Origin of the sequence: Cupriavidus sp. D384, assembly GCF_001652915.1 — a bacterium.
GTDB lineage: Bacteria > Pseudomonadota > Gammaproteobacteria > Burkholderiales > Burkholderiaceae > Cupriavidus.
Genome location: NZ_BBQI01000026.1, coordinates 1 through 22700, shown reverse-complemented (window position 1 = coordinate 22700; position 22700 = coordinate 1). Strand labels below are relative to the sequence as shown.

Below are 22700 nucleotides of genomic sequence, written 5' to 3'. Positions count from 1 at the left end.
GCTCATGCGACCGGGTCGTTAAGTCCCGCCCTTCACGCTATCCCGTTCGATTCCTCAATCGAGACCTTAACTGAACGGCATTAGCTCCGAGGAGCCGGTTTTTTATTGGCTGCCAGCCTGCGACTGTGCGGGGGCGCGGGGCGCGGCTACTTCAGCGGGCGCAGCCGGTCTTCGTCGCCCGCATCCACCGGCGCACCGGCCAGTCCGGCCATGTTGGCCTGGTGGGGCGCCAGCTTGTCCATCGGCATGTTCATGGTTCGGGCGTAGATCGGCAGCACCTCTTTCATGTGCGCCTCCAGCACCGCGATACGGCTGCGGCCCGACGGATGGGTCGACGAGAATTCGTCGCCCGCCTGCAGGAACTTGCCCATCTTCTGCCACAGCGTGACGGCGGCGCGCGGGTCGTAGCCGGCGCGGGCGGCGATATCCATGCCGATCAGGTCGGCCTCGGTTTCCTCCTGCCGGGAAAACCGCAGCGACAGCATCTTGGCGTTGGAGCCGATATCCATGTTGCCGAGGTTGCCGAAGCCGGTCAGTTGCGACACCACGTTGGCGCCCAGGTTCGAGATTTCGGCCTGCGCGGCGCGCTGGCGCGCGTGCTCTTCCAGCGCGTGGGCGATCTCGTGGCCCATCACCACTGCCACTTCGTCATCAGTCAGCTTCAGTTCGTCGAGCAGCCCGGTGTAGACGGCCATCTTGCCGCCCGGCATGCAGAACGCATTGATCTGTTTGGCCCGGATCACGTTGATTTCCCACGGCCAGCGGCCGGCGCGCGGGTTCCAGAGCACGGTCTGCGGCAGCAGCCGGATGCCGATCTCGCGCAGGCGCTGCACCTGCGGATCGTCGTCGTCCAGCAGCGTATGTTTGGCGATGGCTTCCTGCTTGACCTGTTCGTACTCGCGGGCGGCCTGCTGGTCGATGACTTCCATCGGCACGATCTCGCGCACCTTCGAATAGCGCCGCTCCACGCGTACGCCGTCATCGGGGGCGGCCACCAATGCCACCTCCTGCGCCAGCACGGGTAGTGCCAGCGCGAAGGCCGCAGCGGCCAGCGCGAAGCGCAGGCCGGATTGACGCATGGTCTCGGGCACGATGGGATTCACGGCGGGGCTCGATGCGTAATTTGTCGTGACAGGTTCGCGGGCAGCGCGAACGGTGATGCAATAATACACGCCAGCCCTGGCGCCACCCCATCATGAATTTCCAGACCTATCTCGATATCTTCCGCAACCGCCGCATCGGCGCCATGCTGACACTCGGTTTTGCCTCCGGCCTGCCGCTGGCGCTGACTTCCGGCACGCTGCAAGCCTGGATGACCGTGGAAGGGCTCGACATCAAGACGATCGGCTTCTTCTCGCTGGTGGGCCAGGCCTATATCTTCAAGTTCCTGTGGGCCCCGCTGATGGACCGCTACACGCCCCCGATGCTGGGCCGGCGACGCGGATGGCTGCTGGTGACCCAGCTCGCGCTGGTGGGCGGCATCGCGGCGATGGCGTTCTGCCCGCCACACCAGGCCCTGTGGGCGCTGGCGGCGCTGGCGACGCTGGTGGCGTTCCTGTCCGCATCGCAGGACATCGTGTTCGATGCCTACAGTACCGATGTGCTGCGCCCCGCCGAACGCGGCGCCGGCGCCGCGGTCAAGGTGCTGGGCTACCGGCTGGCGATGCTGGTGTCGGGCGGCCTGGCGCTTTACCTTGCCGACCGGGTGCTGGGCTGGTCGAACATGTACCTGCTGATGGCCGCACTGATGAGTGTGGGCCTGCTCACGCTGATGTGGGCGCCAGAGCCGGACACCCCGGCGCGCGCCCCCCGATCGCTGGAAGAGGCCGTGCTTGGCCCGCTGCGCGACTTCTTCGGCCGCCAGGGCGCCTGGTGGCTGCTGCTGCTGATCGTGCTGTACAAGCTTGGCGATGCCTTCGCGGGCAGCCTGTCGACCACCTTCCTGATTCGCGGCCTGGGGTTCGATCCGGGCGAGGTCGGTATCGTCAACAAGACGCTGGGGCTGGCCGCCACGATCATCGGCGCGCTGTTTGGCGGATCGCTGATGGTGCGGCTCGGGCTGTACCGGTCGCTGATGCTGTTCGGCATCCTGCAGGGGGTGTCGAACCTGGGTTACTGGGTCCTGTCGGTGACGCCGCCGCATCTGTGGACCATGGCTGCCACCATCGCCGTGGAGAACATCTGCGGCGGCATGGGCACCGCGGCCTTCGTGGCGCTGCTGATGACGCTGTGCAACCGCTCGTTCTCGGCCACGCAGTACGCGCTGCTGTCGGCGCTGGCGTCGATTGGGCGCGTCTACGTGGGCCCGACATCGGGCTATATGGTCGAGGCGTGGGGCTGGGCGCCGTTCTACCTGGGCACCGTTATCGCGGCCGTGCCCGGCGTGGCGCTGCTCTGGGCGATGCGCAACACGGTCCACCGCTACGAAGCGCAGGCACGCGAACCGGCGGAGGCCGGGGCGGCCCGGCCGGCCTGAGACAGGGGCGCAAGACAGGGGCGTAAGACAGGCCCGGCCAAGGCGGATCGAACAGATCCCTCGCCCTATTCCTTGTAGTAAACGATCTGGTGCGAGGTAGCCAGCAGCACGCCGTCGGGGCTCCAGATCTCGGCGGTCTGATCGAAGAAGCCCTGCCGGAACACGCGCGCCTGGGCGCTGCCCAGCACATGGCGGTCGCCCAGCGCGGCCAGCGTGGCCGCATCGGCGTGGAAATACGTGGTCAGCGATACCGTGCCGGCCGGCACGAAGCCCGCGCGCTTGAGGAAGATGCGCGGATAGAACGCGTCGCACCAGGCCGCAATGGCCGCATAGTCGGGCGTGCGCGCCGGTTCGTCGCGGATCCAGAACTGGGTCAGGCTGTCCGGATTTTCGGTGCCCGGCGCGGCCGTGGGCTTGGCGCCCCGCACCGCGCGCATGTCGTAGCTGTTAATCCATTTCACGGGCGCGAATCCGCCCATTTTCGGCAGCGCTCCGGCGGCGGGCACTTGGGGCATCGTCGCTTCGCCACAATTCCACGTTTCGCGACGCACCGCGAACACGGCACTGCCGGTGGTGGTGACTTCGCCGTTCTGCAGCACTTCCAGATGCCAGTGCTGGGTCGACCGGTTGGTGCGCGACGGCCGCGCGACGATCTCGAAAGCGCCTTCCGCAATCGGGCCGGCAAAGTTGACGGTCAGCGCGCTGGGATCGCCCAGCCGTTCGGGGTGGATCAGCGCCGCCCGCAGCATCGCAGCCGCCGTGGCGCCGCCGAAAGGTCCGATCATGTTCCAGTAGGCCTGGCTGGTGTGTCCCCGGAAGCGGTGTTCGCCGGCCGGTTCCAGTTGCAGGGCGTGATCGAGCGGATGCAGGGGCGCTTGCGTCATGGCGTTGGATGCGGAAAAAAGTACGGTCGTTCGGTAACTTGCGTACGGTATGCGCGCCAGAGGCTTGCGTCAAGCTAGGAACAATCGGATTCCGCCCTGCAGCGCGTCAGGACGAAATCCGGGGTGCCGAAGTCAGGTCGACGCCACCCGATACACCGCCAGGCTGCCGCGCCAGTTGACGCCCCAGTTCACGGTCACGCCTTCGTGCATCACCACGCGGTCCAGCACGCGCAGGCCCACCTTGGGCGCCAGTTCCTCGAAGTCACGAATCGTCAGCACACGCACGTTCGGCGTGTTGTACCACTGGTACGGCAGCGATTCCGACACCGGCATGCGGCCCTGGAACACCGAAAGCCGGTGCGGCCAGTAGCCGAAGTTCGGGAACGAGACGATGCACTCGCGCCCCACGCGCAGCGTGTCGCGCAGCACCTGGGCCGTGTTGTGGATGGTCTGCAGGGTCTGCGACAGGATCACCGTGTCGAAGCTCTTGTCCTCGAACAACGCCAGGCCGCCTTCCAGGTTCTGCTGGATGACGTTGACCCCCTTCTGGGCGCAGGCCAGCACCTCTTCGTCTCGGATTTCGATGCCGTAGGCCTTCACCTCCAGCTCGTCCTGCAGCACGCGCAGCAGGCTGCCATCGCCACAGCCGGCGTCGAGCACGGTGGAATTCGGCTCCACCCAGCGGGCAATCGCGCGAAAGTCCGGACGCAGGGCGAGGATATTGGGATTGGCGGCGGCGTTCATGCACCGATCTCCTCGGCAATGCGCTCGTAGTAGGCGCGCATCAGGTTGTGGTAGCGCGGGTCTTCCAGCAGGAAGGCGTCGTGGCCGTGCGGCGCGTCGATCTCGGCGTACGACACCTGCCGCTTGTTGTCGAGCAGCGCCTTGACGATCTCGCGGCTGCGGTTCGGCGCGAAACGCCAGTCGGTGCTGAAACTCACCACCAGGAATTTCGAGTGCGTCTGCGCCATCGTCTTCGCCAGGTCGCCCTGGAAGGCCAGCGCCGGGTCGAAATAGTCCAGCGCGCGCGTGATCAGCAGGTACGTGTTGGCGTCGAAGTATTCGGCAAACTTGTCGCCCTGGTAGCGCAGGTAGCTTTCCACCTGGAACTCGACGTCGAACGAGAACTGGATGTCCTCGGCCTTCAGCGTACGGCCGAATTTCTCGGCCATGTCCTCGTCGGACAGGTACGTGATATGGCCGATCATGCGCGCCACGCGCAGCCCGCGCTTGGGCTTGACGTTATGCGCGTAGTAATTGCCGCCATGGAAATCGGGGTCGGACAGGATGGCGCTACGTGCCACCTCGTTGAACGCGATGTTCTGCGCCGAGAGCTTCGGTGTGGAGGCCACCACGATACAGTGGCGCAGGCGGTCCGGGTACATCAGGCTCCAGGCCAGCGCCTGCATGCCGCCCAGGCTGCCGCCCATCACCGCCGCGAACTGCTCGATGCCAAAGTGGTCGGCCACGCGCGCCTGCGCGTTGACCCAGTCTTCCACGGTCACCACCGGGAACAGCGCGCCGTAGGGCGTGCCCGTGGCCGGGTTGGCGCTCATCGGCCCCGTGGACCCGAAGCACGAGCCCAGGTTGTTCACGCCGATGACGAAGAACCGGTTGGTATCGAGCGGCTTGCCGGGGCCAACCATGTTGTCCCACCAGCCGATATCGCGCGGATTGTCGGCGGCGATGCCGGCCACGTGGTGCGAGGCGTTCAGGGCGTGGCACACCAGCACGGCATTGCTGCGCGACGCGTTGAGCGTGCCGTAGGTCTCGACCATCAGGTCGTAGCCGGCGATCTGGCTGCCATTGCGCAGCTTCAGCGGCTCGGCGAAATGCAGGCGCTGGGGCGTGACGACGCCGACGGAATCGGTCGGCACGTCGAGTACGCCAGCGGGAGGAGCGACATCGGTCATGGAGCAGGCCCGCGTCAAATCAGCAGGCGAAAAAAAACCCGACCGGCCAATGCGTAGGTTTCGCAGCCAAGTCGGGCTTTTCGCGGGGGTCCCGCGTGTCGGTGCTGGAGCGTGGATGATCCATCCGCGAGGCACCGACCCAACCTCTTTAGCCGCATTTATATTGGCAACCGGAGAATCTTCCCCAGGTGCCGCGCGCCCGCAAGCCAGTCATCAAATCGGCGCGACCCGCACATTATAGTGCAAAGCGCCGGCCGCACGCATGACCGCTTGCCGGCGCGAGGTATTTACCCCAGCAGCACGCGCAGCTGCGCGTCGATATTGTCGCTTGGCAGCTTGCGGAAGCCGCTGCGGGCGTAGCGGTGCCAGTGGCCCTGCACCGTGGCCATGATCAGCGCCACGCGCCCCGGAATATCGGCATCGGAAGGAAACGCGGCCTGCGTGGCCGCCACCTTCAGGCACTGGCGCAGCGATGCCTCGATGCGGTCCACCATCTGGTTCATGCGTTCCTGCAGGCGTTCGTGCTCGCCCACCAGCGCCTCGCCGGTCAGCACGCGTGTCATGCCGGGGTTCTTCTCGGCAAACGTCAGCAGCATGCGCACGATGGCCTGCACCTGGCGCAGGCCATGTTCTTCCTGCGTGGTGATCTGGTTGATCAGGCCGAACACCGTCTGCTCGATAAAGCCGATCAGGCCTTCGAACATCTGCGCCTTGCTGGCGAAGTGGCGGTACAGCGCCGCCTCGGACACCGACAGCTTCGCGGCCAGCGCGGCCGTGGTGATCTTTTCCCCGCGCGGATGCTCGAGCATGCCGGCCAGCGTCTGCAGGATCTGGATGCGGCGTTCGCCCGGGCGCGGGCGCTTGCGTGCCGGGGTCTCCGGCTCGATGGCCGATGGGGCAACTGGCATGAAAGCCTCTGCCTCGCGAGCGATGGTTTGCGTCATGACCCGATTCTCCGCTTTTGTCGTAGGAGTTGATGCATCAATTGTACTTTTATGTCCACATATCCCGGGCGATTCACCACGCGCGCCCGCACTCTAGGGGTGTGATCCGGCTGCATCTGTGGCGCCGTTGCCGCAGTGTGGGCGTTTGACTCGCCGCCTGCCCCATCATTGACCGGAACCGCCGAGGGGTCCTGGCTCTCCGCGGCGACCAGCGTCACCGAGCGTTCCTGGGCCGTATGGCCCACATGCTGGCGATCTTCGGCCGCCAGCATCGACCGCGTGGCCGCATCGCGCGCCGCACCGGCCTGGGCCGGCACCACATGGGGCCGCGACGGCGCCAGCGTGCGCAGGAAGCCGGTGACCCAGGCGGTACGGATACCCATGGCCGCATAGTGCTTCAGGTGCGACACGGTGTCCTCCACCAGCACCACGCGGTGCGGCGCCACGCCGATCTGCGCCAGCAGGCGGCGCAGCATGCGCCGATCCGGCTTGGGCCGCAGGTGACCATGCACCCACATGTCCTCGATGGCCACCACGCGCTCGAAGCAGCGGTCGATGCCCGCCACGGCCATCACCGCCAGCGCGTAGTCGCGCGGCGCATTGGTCACCAGGATCTTGCGGCCCGGCAACCGGCTCAGCCCGGCCACCAGTCCACGGCGCACGCGCACCATGTCGGCCAGTTCGGGGAAGTCGTGCGCGGCGCGCAGGAAGTCCGCGGGATCCACCTGGTGATGGCGGATCATGCCCAGCAGGGTGGCGCCGTAGCGCTGCCAGTAGTCCACGCGCACGCGGCTGGCGGTGGCCTCGTCGCTGCCCAGCACCCGAGCCACGTAGGCGGTCATCAGCCGGTTGATGGCCGGAAAGATCGCGTGCGAGGCATCGTGCAGGGTGTTGTCGAGGTCGAACAGCCACACCGTATCGCCGGACGTATCCCCCACCGCGCCGCGCAGCAGGTGCCGGCGCGGACGGTGGGCGGATGCCTGTCCGGACGAAAGACGGCGTGCGCGATCCCTGCCGCGACGCTGGGTGGGCTGACGGATGAACACGCCTGGATTGTGAACCTGAATGGAGAGTAAGACCGGGAACCCGCGCCGGGCGGGCTCCCTGACGGGCGCGCTCAGTGCGAGCGGATCATCGTGCCGAAGGCCTGTTCGGTCAGGATTTCCAGCAGCAGCGAGTGCTCGATGCGGCCGTCGATGATGTGGACCGAATGCACGCCGCTCTTGGCGGCGTCCAGCGCCGACGAGATCTTCGGCAGCATGCCGCCGGAAATCGTGCCGTCGGCAAACAGTTCCTCGATCTCGCGCGCCGACAGGTCGGTCAGCAGGTTGCCCTTCTTGTCCATCACGCCCGGAATGTTCGTCATCATGACGAGCTTCTCGGCCTTCAGGATCTCGGCCATCTTGCCGGCCACGACGTCGGCGTTGATGTTGTACGCCTGGCCGTCGTCGGAGAAGCCGATCGGCGAGATCACCGGGATGAACGCGTCATCCTGCAGCGCCTTCACCACGGCCGGGTTGATGGCCTCGATATCGCCCACGTAGCCGATATCGATGAACGTGCCGGGGTTCTCGCGATCCGGCATCTGCAGGCGCTTGGCGCGGATCAGGCCGCCGTCCTTGCCGGTCAGGCCCACGGCCTGGCCGCCGTACTGGTTGATCAGCATGACGATGTCCTGCTGGACTTCGCCGCCGAGCACCCATTCCACCACTTCCATGGTTTCCTCGTCGGTGACGCGCATGCCCTGGATGAACGTGCCGACCTTGCCGACCTTCTTCAGCGCCTCGTCGATCTGCGGGCCGCCGCCGTGGACCACCACCGGGTTCATGCCCACGAGCTTCAGCAGGATCACGTCGCGCGCAAAGCCGTGCTTGAGCTTTTCCTCGGTCATCGCATTGCCGCCGTACTTGACCACAATGGTCTTGCCGTGGAACTTGCGGATGTAGGGGAGTGCCTCTGCAAGGATTTCAGCCTTGAGGGAGGGGGCGATGGCCGCTACCGACGTGGTGGCAGGCCCAGGATTGTCAGCGTTCATGGCTTCGGACATTCCGTGTGATCTGGAGCAGGTATCATGACGAACCGTCCGCCTGATAAGGCGGTACGGGGCGAGCCGGCATTGCGGGCAGGCGCCGATTCTACAAGAAACCGGCGGCGGCATTGCAATCGCGGCAATGCAACAAGGATACACGCCATGACCGACCCCTCGACGATCCAGACCGGCCGGCTGCGCCCCGTGGAGCATTGCAGCACCTGCGGGGCCGCGTTCGTCTGCGGGTACGCCGCCGGCCTGCCCGAGTGCTGGTGCGCCAGCCTGCCGCTGCTGCCGGCGCGGCAGATCGTGCCGGGCCGGCATTGCCTGTGTCCCGATTGCCTGAAACGTCGTCAGGCTGAGACACCTCTCAATTCACGGTGAAAATTTTCGCTCCTGCGTTCGGCGAATGACAAAACGGACGCAGTCCGGTTTAACATTCGCGACATGAATAGCCTACGCGGAATCGACCTCAACCTGCTGGTGGTGCTGGAAGCACTGCTGGCCGAACGCCATATCTCGCGCGCCGCGCTGCGGCTGCAGCTGAGTCAGCCGGCCGTGAGCCATTCGCTGGCGCGGCTGCGGCAGTTGCTGGACGACCCGCTGCTGGTGCGGGGCCAGGGCGGGCTGGTGCTGACGCCGCGCGCCCATGAGCTGACCGGCCCGCTGGCCGAGGCGCTGGCGCAGGTGCGCATCCTGCTGGGCCCGGGCGGCTTCCAGCCGGCCACGGCGCGGCGCACGTTCCGCCTGGCGATGTCCGACTACGGGGCGCTGGTGGTGCTGCCCCGGCTGCTGCGCGCCCTGCGCCGCGCGGCGCCCAATATCGACCTGGTGGTGACGCAGTCCAGCCGCGAGACGATGACCGCCCAGATCGCCGATGGCGAACTGGACGTGGCGCTGGCCGCCTTCTCGTTCGAACCCGAGGGCGTGCGTACGGCGGTGCTGTTCGATGACGATTTCGCCTGCGCGGTGGACGCGGCCACGGTGCGCGACACCGGCCGGCTCGACCACGTGGCCTACCTGGCGCGCTCGCATGTGCTGGTTACGGCAGCCACCGAGCGTGCCGAGGCCATCGACGCCGCCGTGACGCGGCTGGGCGGGCGACGCAAGATTGCCTGCTCGGTGCCGCACTGGAGCGTGGCGCCGGGGCTGATCGTCGGCACCAACATGGTCCTGACCACGGCCCGGCGCAGCCTGGAAGCGCTGGCCGACGGCCGTCTGGCCGTCTTCGAGGCGCCGTTTACGATCCCCGGCTTCAGCTACAGCATGATCTGGCCCGAAAAGGCCGATGCCGATCCCGGCCATACCTGGCTGCGTGAACGCGTGCGCGAGGCCGCCACGGCAGCCGACGCGGACGCCGAAGCCGCCGCCATCAGCCTGCGCGGCTAGGCGTCACCTGCCCCGGCCGCCCTGGCCGGGTCCTGCACGGTGCCGGATCAGGCCAGGCCGGGCCGGTTCAGTGCTTGTGATCCATATGGCCGGCGTGGCCGCCGGACTGGGCGGGCGCGGTGACGTCACGCACCTCGGCCTTGACGGTCTGCTCCGTCACCTTGCCGTTCTGCTCGATCTTCAGCGTGATGGGCACCGTATCGCCGGCCTTGAGCTGCTGCTTCAGGCCCATCAGCATCACGTGGTAGCCGCCCGGCTTGAGCTGCACGTCCTGCATCTTCGGCAGGTCCAGCGACGGGAGCTGGCGCATCCGCATCACGTTGTTGTCCATCTTCATTTCATGCAGTTCGGCCGTGGCGACCGGCGACGACACGCCCACCAGCTTCGCCGCTTCGTGCGCGTGCAGCGTCATGAACGCGCCGGACGCGGTCTGGGCCGGCACCGTGCCGCGCACCCAGGCGTCGCTGACGTCGACCTGCGCCAGGGCCTGGGCGCTGACCAGCAGGCCAGCCAGGCCAAGGGTGACGATGGAAGCGGCGCGCGCCGCGCGGACTTTGGCTTGCATTGGGAACATCTCCACGATTCGGATCGAAGGCGACAGGATTGAGGGCGATCATTAGACCATGGCTGGCCGGACACTGCCCGTCGCCCGGTCCCCGCCGCCCGTCCGTCTCCCGGTAGCCAGACAGTCTGGCAGCCCCGTGCCCGCCCCAGAATGCGGCACGGTGTCGCATGACGGGCAACCTGCCGCAGCATTGCTACACTCGCGCCATGCACGCCTCGATCGACCTGTCCCCCACCCCGCTGCCGGCCATTTTCGGCATGCCGGCGCAACGCCATAGCCTGGTCAGCCTGCGCCGCCTGTGCTGGCTGCGCTGGGCGCTGCTGGCCGGCCAGGCCATGCTCCTGGTGTCGTGCGAGTCGGTCGCCGGCATCATGCTGCCCTACAAGCCGCTGCTGTTCCTGTTCACGATCCAGACCACGTTCAACCTGTACTCGGTGGCGCGGCTGCGCTGGCATGCCACGCGCGGCACCATGCCCGGCGACGGCGAACTGATGGTGCAGATGATGGTGGACCTGACCGCGCTGTCGGCCATCCTGTTCTATACGGGGGGCGCCACCAACCCGTTCGTGTCGTTCTACCTGCCCGGGCTGGCGATCGCGGCGGCCATCCTGCCCTGGCGCCTGGTGATGGTGCTGGCGGTCTATGCGCTGTCCTGCTACTCGCTGCTGCTGCTCGAATACCTGCCGTTGCACCTGCACAACCCCGACAACGCGGTGAACTACCACCTGGCCGGGATGTGGCTCAACTTCGTGGCCAGCGCCGTGATGATCGCGTTCTTTGTGGCGCGGTTGTCGAACGTGCTGCGCCAGCGCGACGCCCAGCTGAACCATGCGCGCGAACTGCTGCTGCGCGAGGCGCGTGTCGAGGCGCTCAACGACCAGGCCGCCGCCGTGGCGCATGAAATCGGCACGCCGCTGGCAACGCTGGCCGTGATCGCCGGCGAACTGCGCGCCGATGCCGAAGACGCCCAGCGCGGCGCCACCACCGTGGCCGGCTACCTGCCTGACCTGCGCACGATGGAGCAGCAGCTGGAGCTATGCCGCTCGATCCTGGCGCGGCTGCGCGAAGACCACGAGACGCTGGCCCCGCAGCGCATCGACGCATGGATCGCCTCGTTCGTGGAACGCTGGCAGTTGCGCCATCCGCAAGCCAGCCTGCAGGCCGACGTGCTGCCCGATGCCGCCGCGCAAGCCGTGGACACGGCGCGCGTCAGCCAGATCCTGACCATCGTGCTGGACAATGCCGCGCGCAGCCAGTACGGCGAGGGCAGCGCCACCCGACAGGCCCCGCCGCTGTCGCTGGCCGTGTCCGTGGACGCCGACGCGCTGGTCTGGCGCGTGACCGACCACGGCAGCGGCATTGCGCCCGCGCTGCGCGCGCAGCTTGGCGAAGCACCGGTAGCCAGCGGGCACGGCGGCCAGGGCATCGGGCTGTACCTGGCGCAAAGCGCCGCCCGCCAGCTCGGGGGCGGACTGGCATGGCTCGACAACCCTGCCGGCGGCACGGTGACCGAACTGCGCCTGCCGCTGGCCGGCACGGCCGCGCAACCCATCTCACTGCAATCCGATTTCCAACCGTAATGACCGACGCACCTGCCGACGTACCTGCCGACGTAGCCGCGGCATCCACCGCAACCGGCGCCCCCGAAGCCACGCCCTTTCTCGTGATCGACGACGACGAAGTGTTCTCCGGCACGCTGGCCCGCGCGCTGACGCGCCGCGGCTACGCCGTGCAGGTGGCCCACAACGGCGGCAGCGCGCTGGCCCTGGCCGCGAAAACACCGTTTGCCTATGTCACGCTGGATCTGCACCTGGGTCCGCCCCCCGAGGCCAGCGGCACCGCGCCGGCCGAATCGGGACTGCATCTCGTGGCGCCGCTGCGCCAGGCGCTGCCCGATGCACGAATCCTGGTGCTGACCGGCTATGCCAGTATCGCCACGGCCGTGGCGGCGGTGAAACAGGGGGCCGACGAATACCTGGCAAAGCCAGCCAACGTCGATTCGATCCTGACCGCGCTGATGGCGGGCGTTTCGGAAGAGGCGGCCGAGGCCGCGCTGGAAGAACCGGTGCCGCTATCGGTGGCCCGGCTTGAGTGGGAGCATATCCAGCGGGTGCTCACCGAACACGGCGGCAATATCTCGGCCACCGCACGGGCGCTGAACATGCATCGCCGCACGCTGCAGCGCAAGCTGGGCAAGCGTCCGGTATCGCGCTGATCCTGAGTTTCCGGCCTGGCTGGCTGCGTTACAGGCGCAGTTGCACGTAATCCCAGCCGAGGTCGTCGTCCGACGCATCGGCCATGCGCACGGCATCGCTGGCGTGGCGGTCGGCCAGCGTCACGAGCGCACCCGAGGCCATGGCCGTGGCGGCCACGACGGCGCGGCGCTCGGTCTGGTCGGCGGTCTTCGCCACGTTGCCGGACGGCACGGCCGCCGCGTGGGCGTTGGGCATCACGCCGGGACGGATGCAGAGGAACACGGTGGCGGCGGTAATGGCGGCCACGACGCTGGCGGTGGCCATCGCCACCCGGCGCTTGCGCACCCGGTTGCGCTTGAAGAAGGTTGTACGCATGGCTGACTCCCTTTGGGTTTAGGTGGTTATGCAGGATGCGGTGGCTCCCGCATCGGTCCCATCGACCAGCAAGGTGACCAACAAGGTGCGCAAGGGTCGCATTTTCTTGAGGATCGGCGCCAGTGTGCTTACCAATGCTTACGAGGGTTACGGGTGCGACAACGGGCTGGCCGCATTTGAAACACCGCTGACTTGTAGTGGCGCTGGGGTTGCCGCTGGCCGCGCTGCGGCACCACGTCGCACGTCGGCGCCGTGTGCGCAAAGTTAGACTGATGCACTTTGTCACACAGTCAGACGACGCCCGCTCCATGATCCCGCGCTTACTTCGTACCGCCCTGCCCGCGGCCCTGTCCGCTGCCCTGCTGGCCGCCGCGCCGCTGGCCTCTGCCCATATCGTCTTCGAACAGAAGCAGGCGCCCGCCGGCAGCTACTTCAAGGGCGTGCTGATGGTGGGCCACGGCTGCAATGGCAGCGCGACGAAGTCGGTGACGGTAACCATCCCCGATGGCGTGCAGGGCGCGCATCCGCAACCGAAACCGGGCTGGCAGCTCGACGTGCAGCGCGCGAAGCTGGCCAAGCCCTATGCCTCGCATGGCAAGACGGTCGAGGAAGACGTGCGCACGATCCGCTGGTATGGCAACACGCTGGCAGACCAGCATTTCGACGAATTCCGCCTACTGATGAAGCTGCCCGAACAGGGTGGCAAGCTGTACTTCCCGGTGGTGCAGGAGTGCGAGAACGGCAAGTCGGAATGGACCCAGATTCCGGCCGAAGGCCAGAACCCGCGCGAACTGAAGTCGCCGGCGCCGGCGCTTGAGGTCATCCCGGCGGACGCCCACGCCGGCCACGCGGGCCACGCCGGACACGCGCACTGAACCGGGCGGGGCGACGTCCCCCGCGCTGGCAAAAAAAGAGCCGGACAGCTTGAACTGTCCGGCTCTTTTGCTTTGGCGTTTTGGCGTCAGGGCGGGATGTGCCCGTGACGCCGTCGCCGTTACAGCACGTAGCGCGACAGATCCTCGTTGCCCGCCAGGTCGCCCAGGCGTTCGTCCACATATGCGGCATCGATCGTCACGGTATTGCCCGACGACTTCGTCGCGTGGAACGACAGGTCTTCGAGCAGGCGCTCCATCACCGTGTAGAGACGGCGCGCGCCGATATTCTCGACCTTCTCGTTGACCGAGAATGCGATCTCGGCCAGGCGGCGGATGCCGTCCGGCGCGAACTGCAGGTCGACCTCTTCGGTCTTCAGCAACGCCTGGTACTGCTTGGTCAGGCTGGCGTCGGTCTGCGTCAGGATGGCCTCGAAATCCTGCACGGACAGCGATTCCAGTTCCACGCGGATCGGGAAGCGGCCCTGCAGTTCCGGGATCAGGTCGCTCGGCTTGGACAGGTGGAACGCGCCCGACGCGATGAACAGGATGTGGTCGGTCTTGATCATCCCGTACTTCGTGTTGACGGTGGTGCCTTCCACCAGCGGCAGCAGGTCGCGCTGCACGCCCTGGCGCGACACCTCGCCGCCACCCACATCGCTGCGGCTGGCGATCTTGTCGATCTCGTCCAGGAACACGATGCCGTTCTGCTCGACGTTGGCGATGGCCTTGTGCTTGAGCTCTTCCTCGTTCAGCAGCTTGGCGGCCTCTTCGTCGATCAGCAGCTTGAACGCTTCCTTGACCTTCATCTTGCGGCGCGCCTTCTTGCCCTGGCCCAGGCCCGCGAACATCGTGCGGATCTGTTCGGTCATGTCTTCCATGCCCGGCGGGCCCATGATGTCCATGTTCGGCATGCCGGCGGCCACTTCAAGCTCGATGTCCTTGTCGTCGAGCTCGCCCTGGCGCAGCTTCTTGCGGAACACCTGGCGCGTGTTCGAGTCCTTGTCCTCGTGCTGCTGGAAGCCGATATCGCGCGGCGGCGGCAGCAGCACGTCGAGCAGGCGGTCCTCGGCGGCGTCCTCGGCCTTGGTGCGCACCTTCTTCATTTCCGATTCGCGCGTCTGCTTGACGGCCATCTCGGCCAGGTCGCGCACGATCGTGTCGACGTCGCGGCCCACATAGCCCACTTCGGTGAACTTGGTGGCCTCGATCTTGATGAACGGCGCATCGGCCAGCTTTGCCAGGCGGCGCGCGATCTCGGTCTTGCCCACGCCGGTGGGCCCGATCATCAGGATGTTCTTGGGCGTGATTTCCTGGCGCAGCGGCTCGTCCACCTGCTGGCGGCGCCAGCGGTTGCGCAGCGCCACGGCCACGGCCTTCTTGGCCTTGTTCTGGCCGATGATGTGCTTGTCGAGTTCGGAAACGATTTCCGACGGGGTCATGGTTTGCGACATGGGAATCCGTTGGGGGCGCGTCAGTCGATGGTCTCGATGACGAAGTTGGTGTTCGTGTAGATGCAGAGTTCGCCGGCGATGGTCAGGGCCTTCTCGACCACGTCCTTCGGCGACAACTCGGTGTTCTCGACCAGTGCCTTGGCCGCCGACTGCGCGTACGCGCCGCCCGAGCCAATGGCCGCGATGCCGCCCTCGGGGTCAAGTACGTCGCCGTTGCCGGTGATGACCAGCGTGGTGTCCTTGTCCGCCGTGATCAGCATGGCTTCCAGGCGGCGCAGCGCGCGGTCCGAACGCCAGTCCTTGGCCAAGTCCACCGCCGCGCGGGTCAGGTTGCCCTGGTACTTTTCCAGTTTGGCCTCGAAGCGGTCGAGCAGCGAGAAGGCGTCGGCCGTGCTGCCGGCAAACCCGACCAGCACCTTGCCGTTGTAGATGCGCCGGACCTTGCGGGCCGTCCCCTTCATCACGATATTGCCAAGCGTGACCTGGCCGTCACCGCCCAGTGCGACCTGATTGCCGCGGCGGACGCTGACGATGGTGGTGCCGTGATACTGTTCCATGGTGCCTTTGCGTGAGAGGTGTTCAGCGGCGTAGGTGGCGCCACATGACCGGCTTTCAAGGGGCGGCTATGCCGGCGACGGTCTTCCAATATAGGAAATCGCCGAATCGGGCGTCGGAACACGTCCGACTGGCCCCGGCATCACTCCACGCAGCGGCAGGTCCGCCGCAAATGGAAAAAGGCCACGCATGGCGTGGCCTTTCCGGCACCGGGGCTACCCGGCAACCCATCGGCAGATGGGGTTATCAGTCAGCGTACACGCCGGCCTTCTTGATCACCGGCGTCCACTTGTTGATTTCCGACGTCAGGAACGTGCGCAGCGAATCCGGCGTGGCGCGCTGCGCCGGTACGGCTTCGGCACCCAGTTCGGCCATCTTGGCGCGGAAGGTCGGGTCCTGCACCGACTTCTGCAGCGCGGCCGACAGCTTGTCGATGATCGGCTTCGGCGTGCCCTTCGGCGCGTACATGGCGTGCCAGATCTTCACTTCCACGCCCGGCAGGCCTTGTTCGGCGGCGGTCGGGATGTCCTTGAACGCTTCCACGCGGCGCGACTGCATCGCGGCGTACGGCTTCAGCGCGCCTGCCTTGAGCTGGCCGGCGATGTTCGTGGTCTGGTCGCACATCAGGTTGACCTGGCCGCCGAGGATATCGGTCAGCGCCGGGGCGGTACCCTTGTACGGCACGGTGGTCAGTTCGGTCTGGATCGCGCTCTGGAACAGCAGGCCGCACAGGTGCGAGGCCGAGCCGATACCGGCGTTGGCCAGCGACAGCTTGCCGGCGTTGGCCTTGATGTAGGGGATCAGGTCCTTGAAGGTGGCAGGCGGCAGTTGCTTGTTGCCAACCATCACCATCGGCACGTCGGCCACTTCACCGACCATCTCGAAGTCCTTGAGCGGATCGAAGCCCAGGTTGCGGTACAGCGCCGGGGCCGTGGACATGCCGATATGGTGGATCAGGATCGTGTAGCCGTCGCCCTTGGACTGCGCCACCTTCTTGGCACCGATGGTGCCGCCGGCACCGCCCAGGTTTTCGATCACGATGGTCGTGCCCAGGTGCTTGGACATGATCATCGTCAGTTCGCGCGCCACCTTGTCGGTCGGGCCGCCTGCGGCAAACGGCACCACCGCCTGCACCGGCTTGCTGCCTGGGTATTCCTGCGCTTGCGCTCCCGTGCTCGCACCCACGCCGGCAACGGCCAGCGCGGCTGCAATATTCAATGCAACTCGTTTCATTACGTCTCTCCTGTTCCCTCTGGGATTCCCGTTCCAACGCTGTGGGTGCCGCCGGGTTTCGTCGTTGTTCACGACCCCGATCGCGTCGATCCATATCGGAAAAACGCGGTGACCATCGGCACGATGTATGGATTCCAGGCAGCGTCAAACCCCGCCGACAGGCGGAGCCGGAGGTGGATGTTAGCAATCGCGAACAAGCAGCAGATATAGGGGCTAACCCGTGAGAAAGTGGCGTTTCTTACGAGAATGTAATGAAACTGAGGATTTCTTCGAGAAGGGGGTCCGGAGCTTCTTCAGGCAGGTAATGACCGCACGGCAGCGTGCCGCCCGTGACGTTCGTACCCACTTCCTGCCAGAGCTGCAGTGGCTCGAAACAACGCGCCACCACGCCGTGCTCGCCCCACAGCACGCGCACCGGCATCTGCAGCTTGCGGCCGGCTTCGCGGTCGGCGCGATCGTGGTCGAGGTCGATGGTGGCGGCGGCGCGATAGTCCTCGCACATGGCATGCACGCGCGCCGGTTCGCGCATCGCGGCCACATAGGCCGCCATGGCGTCGGGCACGAACGGGCTTGGACCCGTGCCCGGGTGGCGCAGGCCCAGCAGCCTTTCGATCAGGAATTCGGGTTCGGCGTTGATCAGCGTTTCGGGGAACGGCGCGGGCTGGATCAGGAAGAACCAGTGCCAGTAGGCAGCGGCAAACGCCATGTCTGTGGCTTCGTACATGGCCAGCGTCGGTGCGATATCAAGCAGCATCAGCTGGCTGACCGCATCAGGATGGTCCATGGCGAGCCGATGCGCCACGCGGGCGCCGCGGTCATGGGCGCACAGCGCGAATTGCCGGTAGCCAAGCTGGCGCATCACATCCACCTGGTCCTGCGCCATCGCGCGCTTGCTGTAGACATCATGCGTGGCGCTGCCCGGCGGCGCGCTGCTGCTGCCGTAGCCGCGCAGGTCGGTGGCGATGACGGTGAAGCGATCCGCCAGTGCCGGCGCCACCTTGTGCCAGATCAGGTGGCTCTGCGGGAAGCCGTGCAGCAGCAGCAGCGGCGGCCCCGAGCCCCCCCGGACGCCGCCAATCTCGACCTCGCCCACCTTCAGGCGAAACCACTCGAAGTTGGGGAACAGCAGCGCGCTGGCGTCGTTCTGCATGGCAAAGTCTCCGGTTTTCGTCTGGCTTGCCTGCCGATCATAGGCGTTTTTCGCACCACCCAGACGCCCCCAGGCGCCACGCGCCATCGCAAAAACCCTGTTTGTGCAACTGAATTGCAACTCGCTGGGGCCTATGGTTAAATCATCGGCATGAACCGCCCCACTCCCCATTCGCACGCCTCGCCGGCTCCAGATGACGCGGCGGCCGGCAGCCTTGACGCGGCGCAGGCGCGCCTGCGCCAGCTTGGCGCGCGCGTGACGCAGCCGCGCGTGGCCATCCTGGCGTGCCTGATCGACGCCCAGGCGCCGCTGACGCATCAGGAAGTCATCGACCGCCTGCCGGCCGATGGCGACGTGGACCGCGTGACCGTGTACCGGGTGCTGGACTGGCTGGTGGATCAGGGCCTGGCGCAGAAGCGTGCCGGCAACGACCGCGTTTTCCGTTTCACGCTGCTGGAACACGAAGCCGCACGGGCCGAAGTGCATCGCCAGCACAGCCACTTCCATTGCACGCGCTGCGACCGCACGTTCTGCCTGGAATCGGCCGGCAAGTCCGTGGCGCCCCGGGTGCCAAGCGGATTCGCGGTCGAGCACGTGGAACTGACGGTCAACGGGGTCTGCGCGGAATGCGGCAAGGTGCGCACGGAGCCCGGCAGCCAGCCCGCCGGCCACACCGATCACTGAACAGATACGGGCGATCTCACTATCCCGGCTTTCCTCGGAGCAGAACAATATGTCCAAACTGATTCCGGTCACGATCCTGACCGGCTTCCTCGGCAGCGGCAAGACCACGCTGCTCAAGCGCATCCTCCACGAGCAACACGGCATGAAGATCGCCGTGATCGAAAACGAGTTCGGCGAGGAGAACATCGACAACGAAATCCTGGTGCAGGACGGCCGCGAGCAGATCGTGCAGATGAGCAACGGCTGCATCTGCTGCACGATCCGGGGCGACCTGGTGCAGGCGCTGTCCGACCTGGTCACCCAGCGCGACGAAGGCAAGTTCGACTTCGACCGCGTGGTGATCGAGACCACCGGCGTGGCAAACCCTGGCCCGGTGGCGCAGACCTTCTTCATGGATGAAGAAATCGCCTCGCGCTACCTGCTGGACGCGGTGATCACGCTGGTCGACGCCAAGCACGGCAACCTGCAGCTGGACAAGCAGGAAGAGGCCCAGCGCCAGGTGGGCTTTGCCGACGCGATCTTCATCACCAAGTCCGATCTGGTCGGGGCACCCGAAGTCGATGACCTGCGCCACCGCCTGCAGCACATGAACGCCCGCGCGCCGATCCGCACCGCCAATTTCGGCGAAACCCCGATCGACACGATTTTCGACCTGCGCGGCTTCAACCTGAACGAGAAGCTGGAGATCGATCCCGACTTCCTGCGCGCCGACGAGCACGAACATGCGCACGAGCATGGCGAACACTGCGCCACCGACTGCGGCCACGACCACGATCACGACCACGGCCATGGTCACGATCACGGCCACGCGCACGACCACCATCATCACCACCACCACACCGACCGCATCGCGTCGTTCGTCTTCCGCAGCGACAAGCCGTTCCACTACGGCAAGCTGGAGGAATTCCTGTCGGGCATCCTGTCGGTCTACGGCGAGAAGCTGCTGCGCTACAAGGGCGTGCTCTATATGGAAGGCGTGGACCGCAAGGTGGTGTTCCAGGGCGTGCACCAGCTGATGGGCAGCGACGTGGGTGCCAAATGGGACGACGAGACCCCGGGCACCAAGATGGTGTTCATCGGCGTAGACCTGCCGCGCGACGCCATCCTGAAGGGCCTGGCCGCCTGCCTGGCCTGATTTTGTCCCGGGCGCGCCGCCAGGTGCGCCCGCCGCCGCTTGGCGGCCTGGGCGCGGAGCCACCCCCGGCAGCGCCCGCTACCCTCCCCTTGGGTGGGAATATCGGGAAAACTCCTGTCTCTTGTCGGTCTTTCTCCCATATCTCCGAAAAATTTGTTCAAGTACAATAGGCCGGATTTGATACGGGCGGCGCACCTCTGGGCGCGGCCGGTATCTGCAGGGCGGCGGTCGTCGTCAGCATGAGGCACAGCCGCCAGCAGGCGCGGTCGTTGGCTTCGTGCGGAGACCGCCCTCCGCGTGGGGACCAACGATCGGTGCGCCGTCACTCTTCGACGCGTTGAGAGAGGTGTCCCCATGACAGCCGCAACAAAGACCAAGGAAAGCCGCAGCAAGACAGGTACCGCTGCGGCGGAGACGCTCAAGGCGCAGCCCGAAAAGGCGACGCCAGCTCCCCGCGGCAGTACGGCGCACGCCGATGCGGGCGAGGCCAAGGGAGGCACGCGAAGCAGCAAGACTGCAGCCAGCCAGAGTGAAACAGCCGCCCCGCGCAAGCGGACGGCCACTGCACCCGAGCGGACGAAGACGCCGCCGGTCGCATCAACAAGAGAATCAGCAGGAACCATGAGCAGCAACAAACTTCTGACTGAAGCTGAAATCCTGAAGATGAGCGACAAGGATTACATGAACGAGGCGCAGCTCGCCTTCTTCAAGAATCGCCTTGAGCAGCTTCGCGACGAGATCCTCAAGAATGCGGACCAGACCACGGAACACCTGCGCGAGACGGTCATCGTGCCGGACCCGGCAGACCGCGCGACGATCGAGGAAGAGCACGCGCTGGAACTGCGCACGCGCGACCGCGAGCGCAAGCTGCTGAAGAAGGTGGAACAGTCGCTGCAGCGCATCGAGTCCGGCGACTACGGCTGGTGCGAGGAAACCGGCGAGCCGATCGGCGTGCCGCGCCTGCTGGCCCGCCCGACCGCGACGCTGTCGCTGGAAGCCCAGCAGCGCCGCGAACTGCGCCAGAAGCTGTTCGGCGACTGATCGTCTTCGGCGGTCACCCGCGCGGCTGACCTGCTCCGACGCCCAACGGCCCGGTCTTCCGGGCCGTTTTGCATTGCGCGCCCGCATCGCCCCGATTGCGATTGCCTTTGTGGCGTCACGGCTACGGCACTACCATTGCGGAATACCGCCAGCCTGTTGCCGCAGCCGGCTTTCTGTTACAGTCGCAACTTTGTTGCAATAACAACGTCCTTCCGTCATGGCCGCTCGCCTGCCCGTCACTGTGTTGTCCGGATTCACCGGCGCCGGCAAGACCACCGTGCTGCATCAGCTGATGTCGCAGCCCGGCATACGCCTGGCCGTGGTGGACAGCCGTGCCGACCTGCTGGCCGAAGTGGACCGTCTGGCCCAGACCGGCCAGTACGACTTTGCCGTGATCGAGGCCGATCCGACCGACGAGCCGCTGGGTATCGCCGAAGGCTTCGCGTTCGAGGACGCGCACGGCGAGCAGGCGCCCGGCGTGGCGCATCTGGACACACTGGTGACCGTGGTCGATGCCAGCCGCTTCCTGACGGACTATCACGACGCCGATTTCCTGTCGGCGCGCGGCCTGGCCGCGCACGATGACGACGACCGCACCGTGGTGGATGTACTGATCGACCAGGTCGAAGTCTGCGATGTCATCGTCATCAACAAGATCGACCTCGTCGACGCCGGCCAGCTGGGCCGCCTGCACGTGGTGCTGCGCGCGCTGAACCCGCGCGCCAGCATCGTCGATGCCAGCCATGGCAACGTGCCGGCCGCGCAGTTGCTGGGCACTGGCCGCTTCGACATGGAAGCCACGCCCAACGCGGCCGGATGGCAGGCGGCGCTGCAGAACGATGCCGTGCCCGATGCCGCCGGCATCGCCACGCTGGTCTATCGCCGTCGCCGCCCGTTCCATCCGCAGCGGTTTGCCGACCTGATCCACACCGAATGGATGCGCGAGCATGGCGACGTGCTGCGTTCCAAGGGCCTGTTCTGGCTGGCCAGCCGCATGGATATTGCCGGCGACTGGAGCCAGGCCGGCGGCGTATGCCGCCCCGGCGCGGCAGGCGCCTGGTGGGCCGCGATCGATGCCGGGGAATGGCCCGCCGAGGGCCTGGCCCGTGCCGCCATCGAGGCCGACCTGCTCGAAGACGGGCTGCCCGCTGCCTATGGCGACCGCCGCCAGGAACTGGTGCTGATCGGCGCCGACCTCGACGTGCCTGCGCTGGAGGCCCGGCTTGACTCCTGCCTGCTGACCGACGACGAAATGACGGCCGGCCCCGAGGCCTGGGCGGCGTATCCCGATCCGTTCCCGGACTGGGGCGATGCGTTCGACGACGACCATGACCACGACCACGACCATGGTCACGATCACGATCACGGCGACGGGCCGTGCGACTGCGGGCATGGGCACTGATTTCCCGCTCCTCTCCCGCTGGCGCGCGCGCGGCATCGGCTTCTGGCCGGCGCTGTGCCTGATCTGCTGCCTGCTGCTGACGCAGCACGTGGGCCTGGTGCACCGCGTGGTGCACGGCGGACTGCTGAACACCCCGCAGGCCGCCGCCCAGATCGCATCCACCAATGTCGACAACGCCGCCGATGTTGCTGAGGGCGCTGCCGGCACCGACTCCGGCCACGCCGAACCGTTTTCCCTGAAGCTTGGCCTGCACTCGTGCGTGCTGTTCGATGGCGCCACGCTGGCCGACACCCACTTTGGCAGCTTCGTGCTGCCGTCTCTTGCCTTCGGCAAGCCAGTCAAGCCGGCCAACCTGGCCTGGCGCTGGCCCGACCTGCCGGCGGCACGCGCCTTCCATTCCCGCG

General features: G+C 66.6%; 24 protein-coding genes. 11 read left to right on the top strand and 13 right to left on the bottom strand.

The features are described from left to right. Positions 1-146: 146 nt before the first annotated feature. On the bottom strand, positions 147-1079 hold the full coding sequence (locus A9J21_RS10385; RefSeq protein ID WP_066735080.1) for a M48 family metallopeptidase: 933 nt from the start codon (positions 1077-1079) through the stop codon (positions 147-149). A gap of 116 nt (positions 1080-1195) precedes the next feature. Between A9J21_RS10385 and A9J21_RS10380 the strand changes: the two genes are divergently transcribed. Then, entirely contained in the window at positions 1196-2476 is a 1281-nt protein-coding gene (locus A9J21_RS10380; RefSeq protein WP_066735066.1) for a muropeptide transporter, read from the top strand. Positions 2477-2541: 65 nt separating this feature from the next. Here the strand turns inward: A9J21_RS10380 and A9J21_RS10375 are convergent, their stop codons facing one another. The 6 genes from A9J21_RS10375 to argB all read right to left on the bottom strand — a co-directional run bounded on the left by A9J21_RS10375 (position 2542) and on the right by argB (position 8252). Further along, a complete protein-coding gene (locus A9J21_RS10375; protein ID WP_066735063.1) occupies positions 2542-3360 on the bottom strand; it encodes an acyl-CoA thioesterase II in 819 nt (272 codons plus the stop codon). A gap of 132 nt (positions 3361-3492) precedes the next feature. After that, positions 3493-4104 carry a methionine biosynthesis protein MetW gene (gene metW / locus A9J21_RS10370; protein WP_066735060.1) on the bottom strand — a complete coding sequence of 204 codons (612 nt, stop codon included), beginning with the start codon at positions 4102-4104 and terminating at the stop codon, positions 3493-3495. After that, on the bottom strand, positions 4101-5273 hold the full coding sequence (locus A9J21_RS10365; protein ID WP_066735052.1) for a homoserine O-acetyltransferase: 1173 nt from the start codon (positions 5271-5273) through the stop codon (positions 4101-4103). Before A9J21_RS10365 ends, metW begins: the two co-directional genes overlap by 4 nt. Positions 5274-5560: 287 nt before the next feature. Continuing rightward, positions 5561-6217 (bottom strand): nucleoid occlusion factor SlmA, encoded by a 657-nt coding sequence (gene slmA, locus A9J21_RS10360; protein WP_066735050.1) that lies wholly within the window; start codon positions 6215-6217, stop codon positions 5561-5563. Next, positions 6214-7263 carry a pyrimidine 5'-nucleotidase gene (locus A9J21_RS10355; protein WP_066735048.1) on the bottom strand — a complete coding sequence of 350 codons (1050 nt, stop codon included), beginning with the start codon at positions 7261-7263 and terminating at the stop codon, positions 6214-6216. The genes slmA and A9J21_RS10355 overlap by 4 nt, the downstream gene beginning before the upstream one ends. A gap of 71 nt (positions 7264-7334) precedes the next feature. Continuing rightward, the gene (gene argB / locus A9J21_RS10350) at positions 7335-8252 is read right to left on the bottom strand and encodes an acetylglutamate kinase (protein ID WP_066735077.1); all 918 of its coding nucleotides are present in this window, start codon (positions 8250-8252) and stop codon (positions 7335-7337) included. 156 nt (positions 8253-8408) lie between these two features. Between argB and A9J21_RS30855 the strand changes: the two genes are divergently transcribed. Beyond that, positions 8409-8630, top strand: coding sequence for a cysteine-rich CWC family protein (locus A9J21_RS30855; RefSeq protein WP_082926333.1), 222 nt, complete (start codon positions 8409-8411; stop codon positions 8628-8630). 63 nt (positions 8631-8693) lie between these two features. Next, complete coding sequence (locus A9J21_RS10345; RefSeq protein WP_066735047.1) at positions 8694-9635, top strand: LysR family transcriptional regulator; 942 nt, start codon at positions 8694-8696, stop codon at positions 9633-9635. Between the two features lie 67 nt (positions 9636-9702). Here the strand turns inward: A9J21_RS10345 and A9J21_RS10340 are convergent, their stop codons facing one another. Continuing rightward, positions 9703-10200 (bottom strand): copper chaperone PCu(A)C, encoded by a 498-nt coding sequence (locus A9J21_RS10340; protein WP_066735046.1) that lies wholly within the window; start codon positions 10198-10200, stop codon positions 9703-9705. A gap of 206 nt (positions 10201-10406) precedes the next feature. Between A9J21_RS10340 and A9J21_RS10335 the strand changes: the two genes are divergently transcribed. Together A9J21_RS10335 and A9J21_RS10330 are read left to right on the top strand one after the other, a co-directional pair. Continuing rightward, a complete protein-coding gene (locus tag A9J21_RS10335) occupies positions 10407-11780 on the top strand; it encodes an ATP-binding protein (RefSeq protein WP_066735074.1) in 1374 nt (457 codons plus the stop codon). Continuing rightward, positions 11780-12415, top strand: a complete 636-nt coding sequence (locus tag A9J21_RS10330; RefSeq protein ID WP_197497484.1) for a response regulator transcription factor — start codon at positions 11780-11782, stop codon at positions 12413-12415. The genes A9J21_RS10335 and A9J21_RS10330 overlap by 1 nt, the downstream gene beginning before the upstream one ends. 28 nt (positions 12416-12443) lie before the next feature. Here A9J21_RS10330 and A9J21_RS10325 read toward each other — a convergent pair whose 3' ends face one another. Further along, positions 12444-12770, bottom strand: a complete 327-nt coding sequence (locus tag A9J21_RS10325) for a hypothetical protein (protein ID WP_066735044.1) — start codon at positions 12768-12770, stop codon at positions 12444-12446. A gap of 308 nt (positions 12771-13078) precedes the next feature. On the opposite strand from A9J21_RS10325, the gene A9J21_RS10320 reads away from it, so the two are divergent. Further along, positions 13079-13645 carry a YcnI family protein gene (locus tag A9J21_RS10320; RefSeq protein ID WP_066735036.1) on the top strand — a complete coding sequence of 189 codons (567 nt, stop codon included), beginning with the start codon at positions 13079-13081 and terminating at the stop codon, positions 13643-13645. 119 nt (positions 13646-13764) lie between these two features. On the opposite strand, the gene hslU is transcribed toward A9J21_RS10320, so the two are convergent. The 4 genes from hslU to A9J21_RS10300 all read right to left on the bottom strand — a co-directional run bounded on the left by hslU (position 13765) and on the right by A9J21_RS10300 (position 18034). After that, entirely contained in the window at positions 13765-15096 is a 1332-nt protein-coding gene (hslU, locus tag A9J21_RS10315; protein WP_066735033.1) for an ATP-dependent protease ATPase subunit HslU, read from the bottom strand. 20 nt (positions 15097-15116) lie between these two features. After that, positions 15117-15653 (bottom strand): ATP-dependent protease subunit HslV, encoded by a 537-nt coding sequence (gene hslV / locus A9J21_RS10310; RefSeq protein ID WP_066735031.1) that lies wholly within the window; start codon positions 15651-15653, stop codon positions 15117-15119. A gap of 244 nt (positions 15654-15897) precedes the next feature. After that, positions 15898-16884, bottom strand: a complete 987-nt coding sequence (locus tag A9J21_RS10305) for a tripartite tricarboxylate transporter substrate-binding protein (protein WP_066735029.1) — start codon at positions 16882-16884, stop codon at positions 15898-15900. 238 nt (positions 16885-17122) lie between these two features. Further along, positions 17123-18034, bottom strand: a complete 912-nt coding sequence (locus tag A9J21_RS10300) for an alpha/beta fold hydrolase (protein ID WP_066735068.1) — start codon at positions 18032-18034, stop codon at positions 17123-17125. Positions 18035-18184: 150 nt separating this feature from the next. Here A9J21_RS10300 and A9J21_RS10295 point away from each other — a divergent pair, with 150 nt between their 5' ends. From A9J21_RS10295 to A9J21_RS10275, 5 genes are all read left to right on the top strand, one after another. After that, positions 18185-18718: a Fur family transcriptional regulator gene (locus A9J21_RS10295; protein ID WP_066735023.1), complete on the top strand. Its 534-nt coding sequence runs from the start codon at positions 18185-18187 to the stop codon at positions 18716-18718. Positions 18719-18767: 49 nt separating this feature from the next. Next, positions 18768-19853 carry a GTP-binding protein gene (locus tag A9J21_RS10290; RefSeq protein WP_066735020.1) on the top strand — a complete coding sequence of 362 codons (1086 nt, stop codon included), beginning with the start codon at positions 18768-18770 and terminating at the stop codon, positions 19851-19853. A gap of 621 nt (positions 19854-20474) precedes the next feature. Further along, positions 20475-20894: an RNA polymerase-binding protein DksA gene (gene dksA, locus A9J21_RS10285; protein WP_008642844.1), complete on the top strand. Its 420-nt coding sequence runs from the start codon at positions 20475-20477 to the stop codon at positions 20892-20894. Positions 20895-21111: 217 nt separating this feature from the next. Beyond that, a complete protein-coding gene (locus tag A9J21_RS10280) occupies positions 21112-22296 on the top strand; it encodes a GTP-binding protein (RefSeq protein ID WP_066735017.1) in 1185 nt (394 codons plus the stop codon). Beyond that, positions 22223-22700, top strand: a 478-nt coding sequence (locus A9J21_RS10275) for a hypothetical protein (RefSeq protein WP_231906876.1), incomplete at its 3' end; no start/stop codon positions are given. The genes A9J21_RS10280 and A9J21_RS10275, both read left to right, overlap by 74 nt.

Bases quoted from the DNA above. Each gene is read 5' to 3' on its own strand.
- A9J21_RS10320 (WP_066735036.1), top strand. From the start codon at position 13,079: ATGATCCCGCGCTTACTTCGTACCGCCCTGCCCGCGGCCCTGTCCGCT.
- hslU (WP_066735033.1), bottom strand. From the start codon at position 15,096: ATGTCGCAAACCATGACCCCGTCGGAAATCGTTTCCGAACTCGACAAG.
- argB (WP_066735077.1), bottom strand. From the start codon at position 8,252: ATGAACGCTGACAATCCTGGGCCTGCCACCACGTCGGTAGCGGCCATC.
- hslV (WP_066735031.1), bottom strand. From the start codon at position 15,653: ATGGAACAGTATCACGGCACCACCATCGTCAGCGTCCGCCGCGGCAAT.
- A9J21_RS10295 (WP_066735023.1), top strand. From the start codon at position 18,185: ATGAACCGCCCCACTCCCCATTCGCACGCCTCGCCGGCTCCAGATGAC.
- A9J21_RS10340 (WP_066735046.1), bottom strand. From the start codon at position 10,200: ATGCAAGCCAAAGTCCGCGCGGCGCGCGCCGCTTCCATCGTCACCCTT.
- slmA (WP_066735050.1), bottom strand. From the start codon at position 6,217: ATGACGCAAACCATCGCTCGCGAGGCAGAGGCTTTCATGCCAGTTGCC.
- A9J21_RS10385 (WP_066735080.1), bottom strand. From the start codon at position 1,079: ATGCGTCAATCCGGCCTGCGCTTCGCGCTGGCCGCTGCGGCCTTCGCG.
- A9J21_RS10375 (WP_066735063.1), bottom strand. From the start codon at position 3,360: ATGACGCAAGCGCCCCTGCATCCGCTCGATCACGCCCTGCAACTGGAA.
- A9J21_RS10280 (WP_066735017.1), top strand. From the start codon at position 21,112: ATGGCCGCTCGCCTGCCCGTCACTGTGTTGTCCGGATTCACCGGCGCC.
- A9J21_RS10335 (WP_066735074.1), top strand. From the start codon at position 10,407: ATGCACGCCTCGATCGACCTGTCCCCCACCCCGCTGCCGGCCATTTTC.
- A9J21_RS10305 (WP_066735029.1), bottom strand. From the start codon at position 16,884: ATGAAACGAGTTGCATTGAATATTGCAGCCGCGCTGGCCGTTGCCGGC.
- A9J21_RS10325 (WP_066735044.1), bottom strand. From the start codon at position 12,770: ATGCGTACAACCTTCTTCAAGCGCAACCGGGTGCGCAAGCGCCGGGTG.
- A9J21_RS10380 (WP_066735066.1), top strand. From the start codon at position 1,196: ATGAATTTCCAGACCTATCTCGATATCTTCCGCAACCGCCGCATCGGC.
- A9J21_RS10290 (WP_066735020.1), top strand. From the start codon at position 18,768: ATGTCCAAACTGATTCCGGTCACGATCCTGACCGGCTTCCTCGGCAGC.
- A9J21_RS10345 (WP_066735047.1), top strand. From the start codon at position 8,694: ATGAATAGCCTACGCGGAATCGACCTCAACCTGCTGGTGGTGCTGGAA.
- A9J21_RS10300 (WP_066735068.1), bottom strand. From the start codon at position 18,034: ATGCAGAACGACGCCAGCGCGCTGCTGTTCCCCAACTTCGAGTGGTTT.
- A9J21_RS30855 (WP_082926333.1), top strand. From the start codon at position 8,409: ATGACCGACCCCTCGACGATCCAGACCGGCCGGCTGCGCCCCGTGGAG.
- dksA (WP_008642844.1), top strand. From the start codon at position 20,475: ATGAGCAGCAACAAACTTCTGACTGAAGCTGAAATCCTGAAGATGAGC.
- A9J21_RS10365 (WP_066735052.1), bottom strand. From the start codon at position 5,273: ATGACCGATGTCGCTCCTCCCGCTGGCGTACTCGACGTGCCGACCGAT.
- metW (WP_066735060.1), bottom strand. From the start codon at position 4,104: ATGAACGCCGCCGCCAATCCCAATATCCTCGCCCTGCGTCCGGACTTT.
- A9J21_RS10330 (WP_197497484.1), top strand. From the start codon at position 11,780: ATGACCGACGCACCTGCCGACGTACCTGCCGACGTAGCCGCGGCATCC.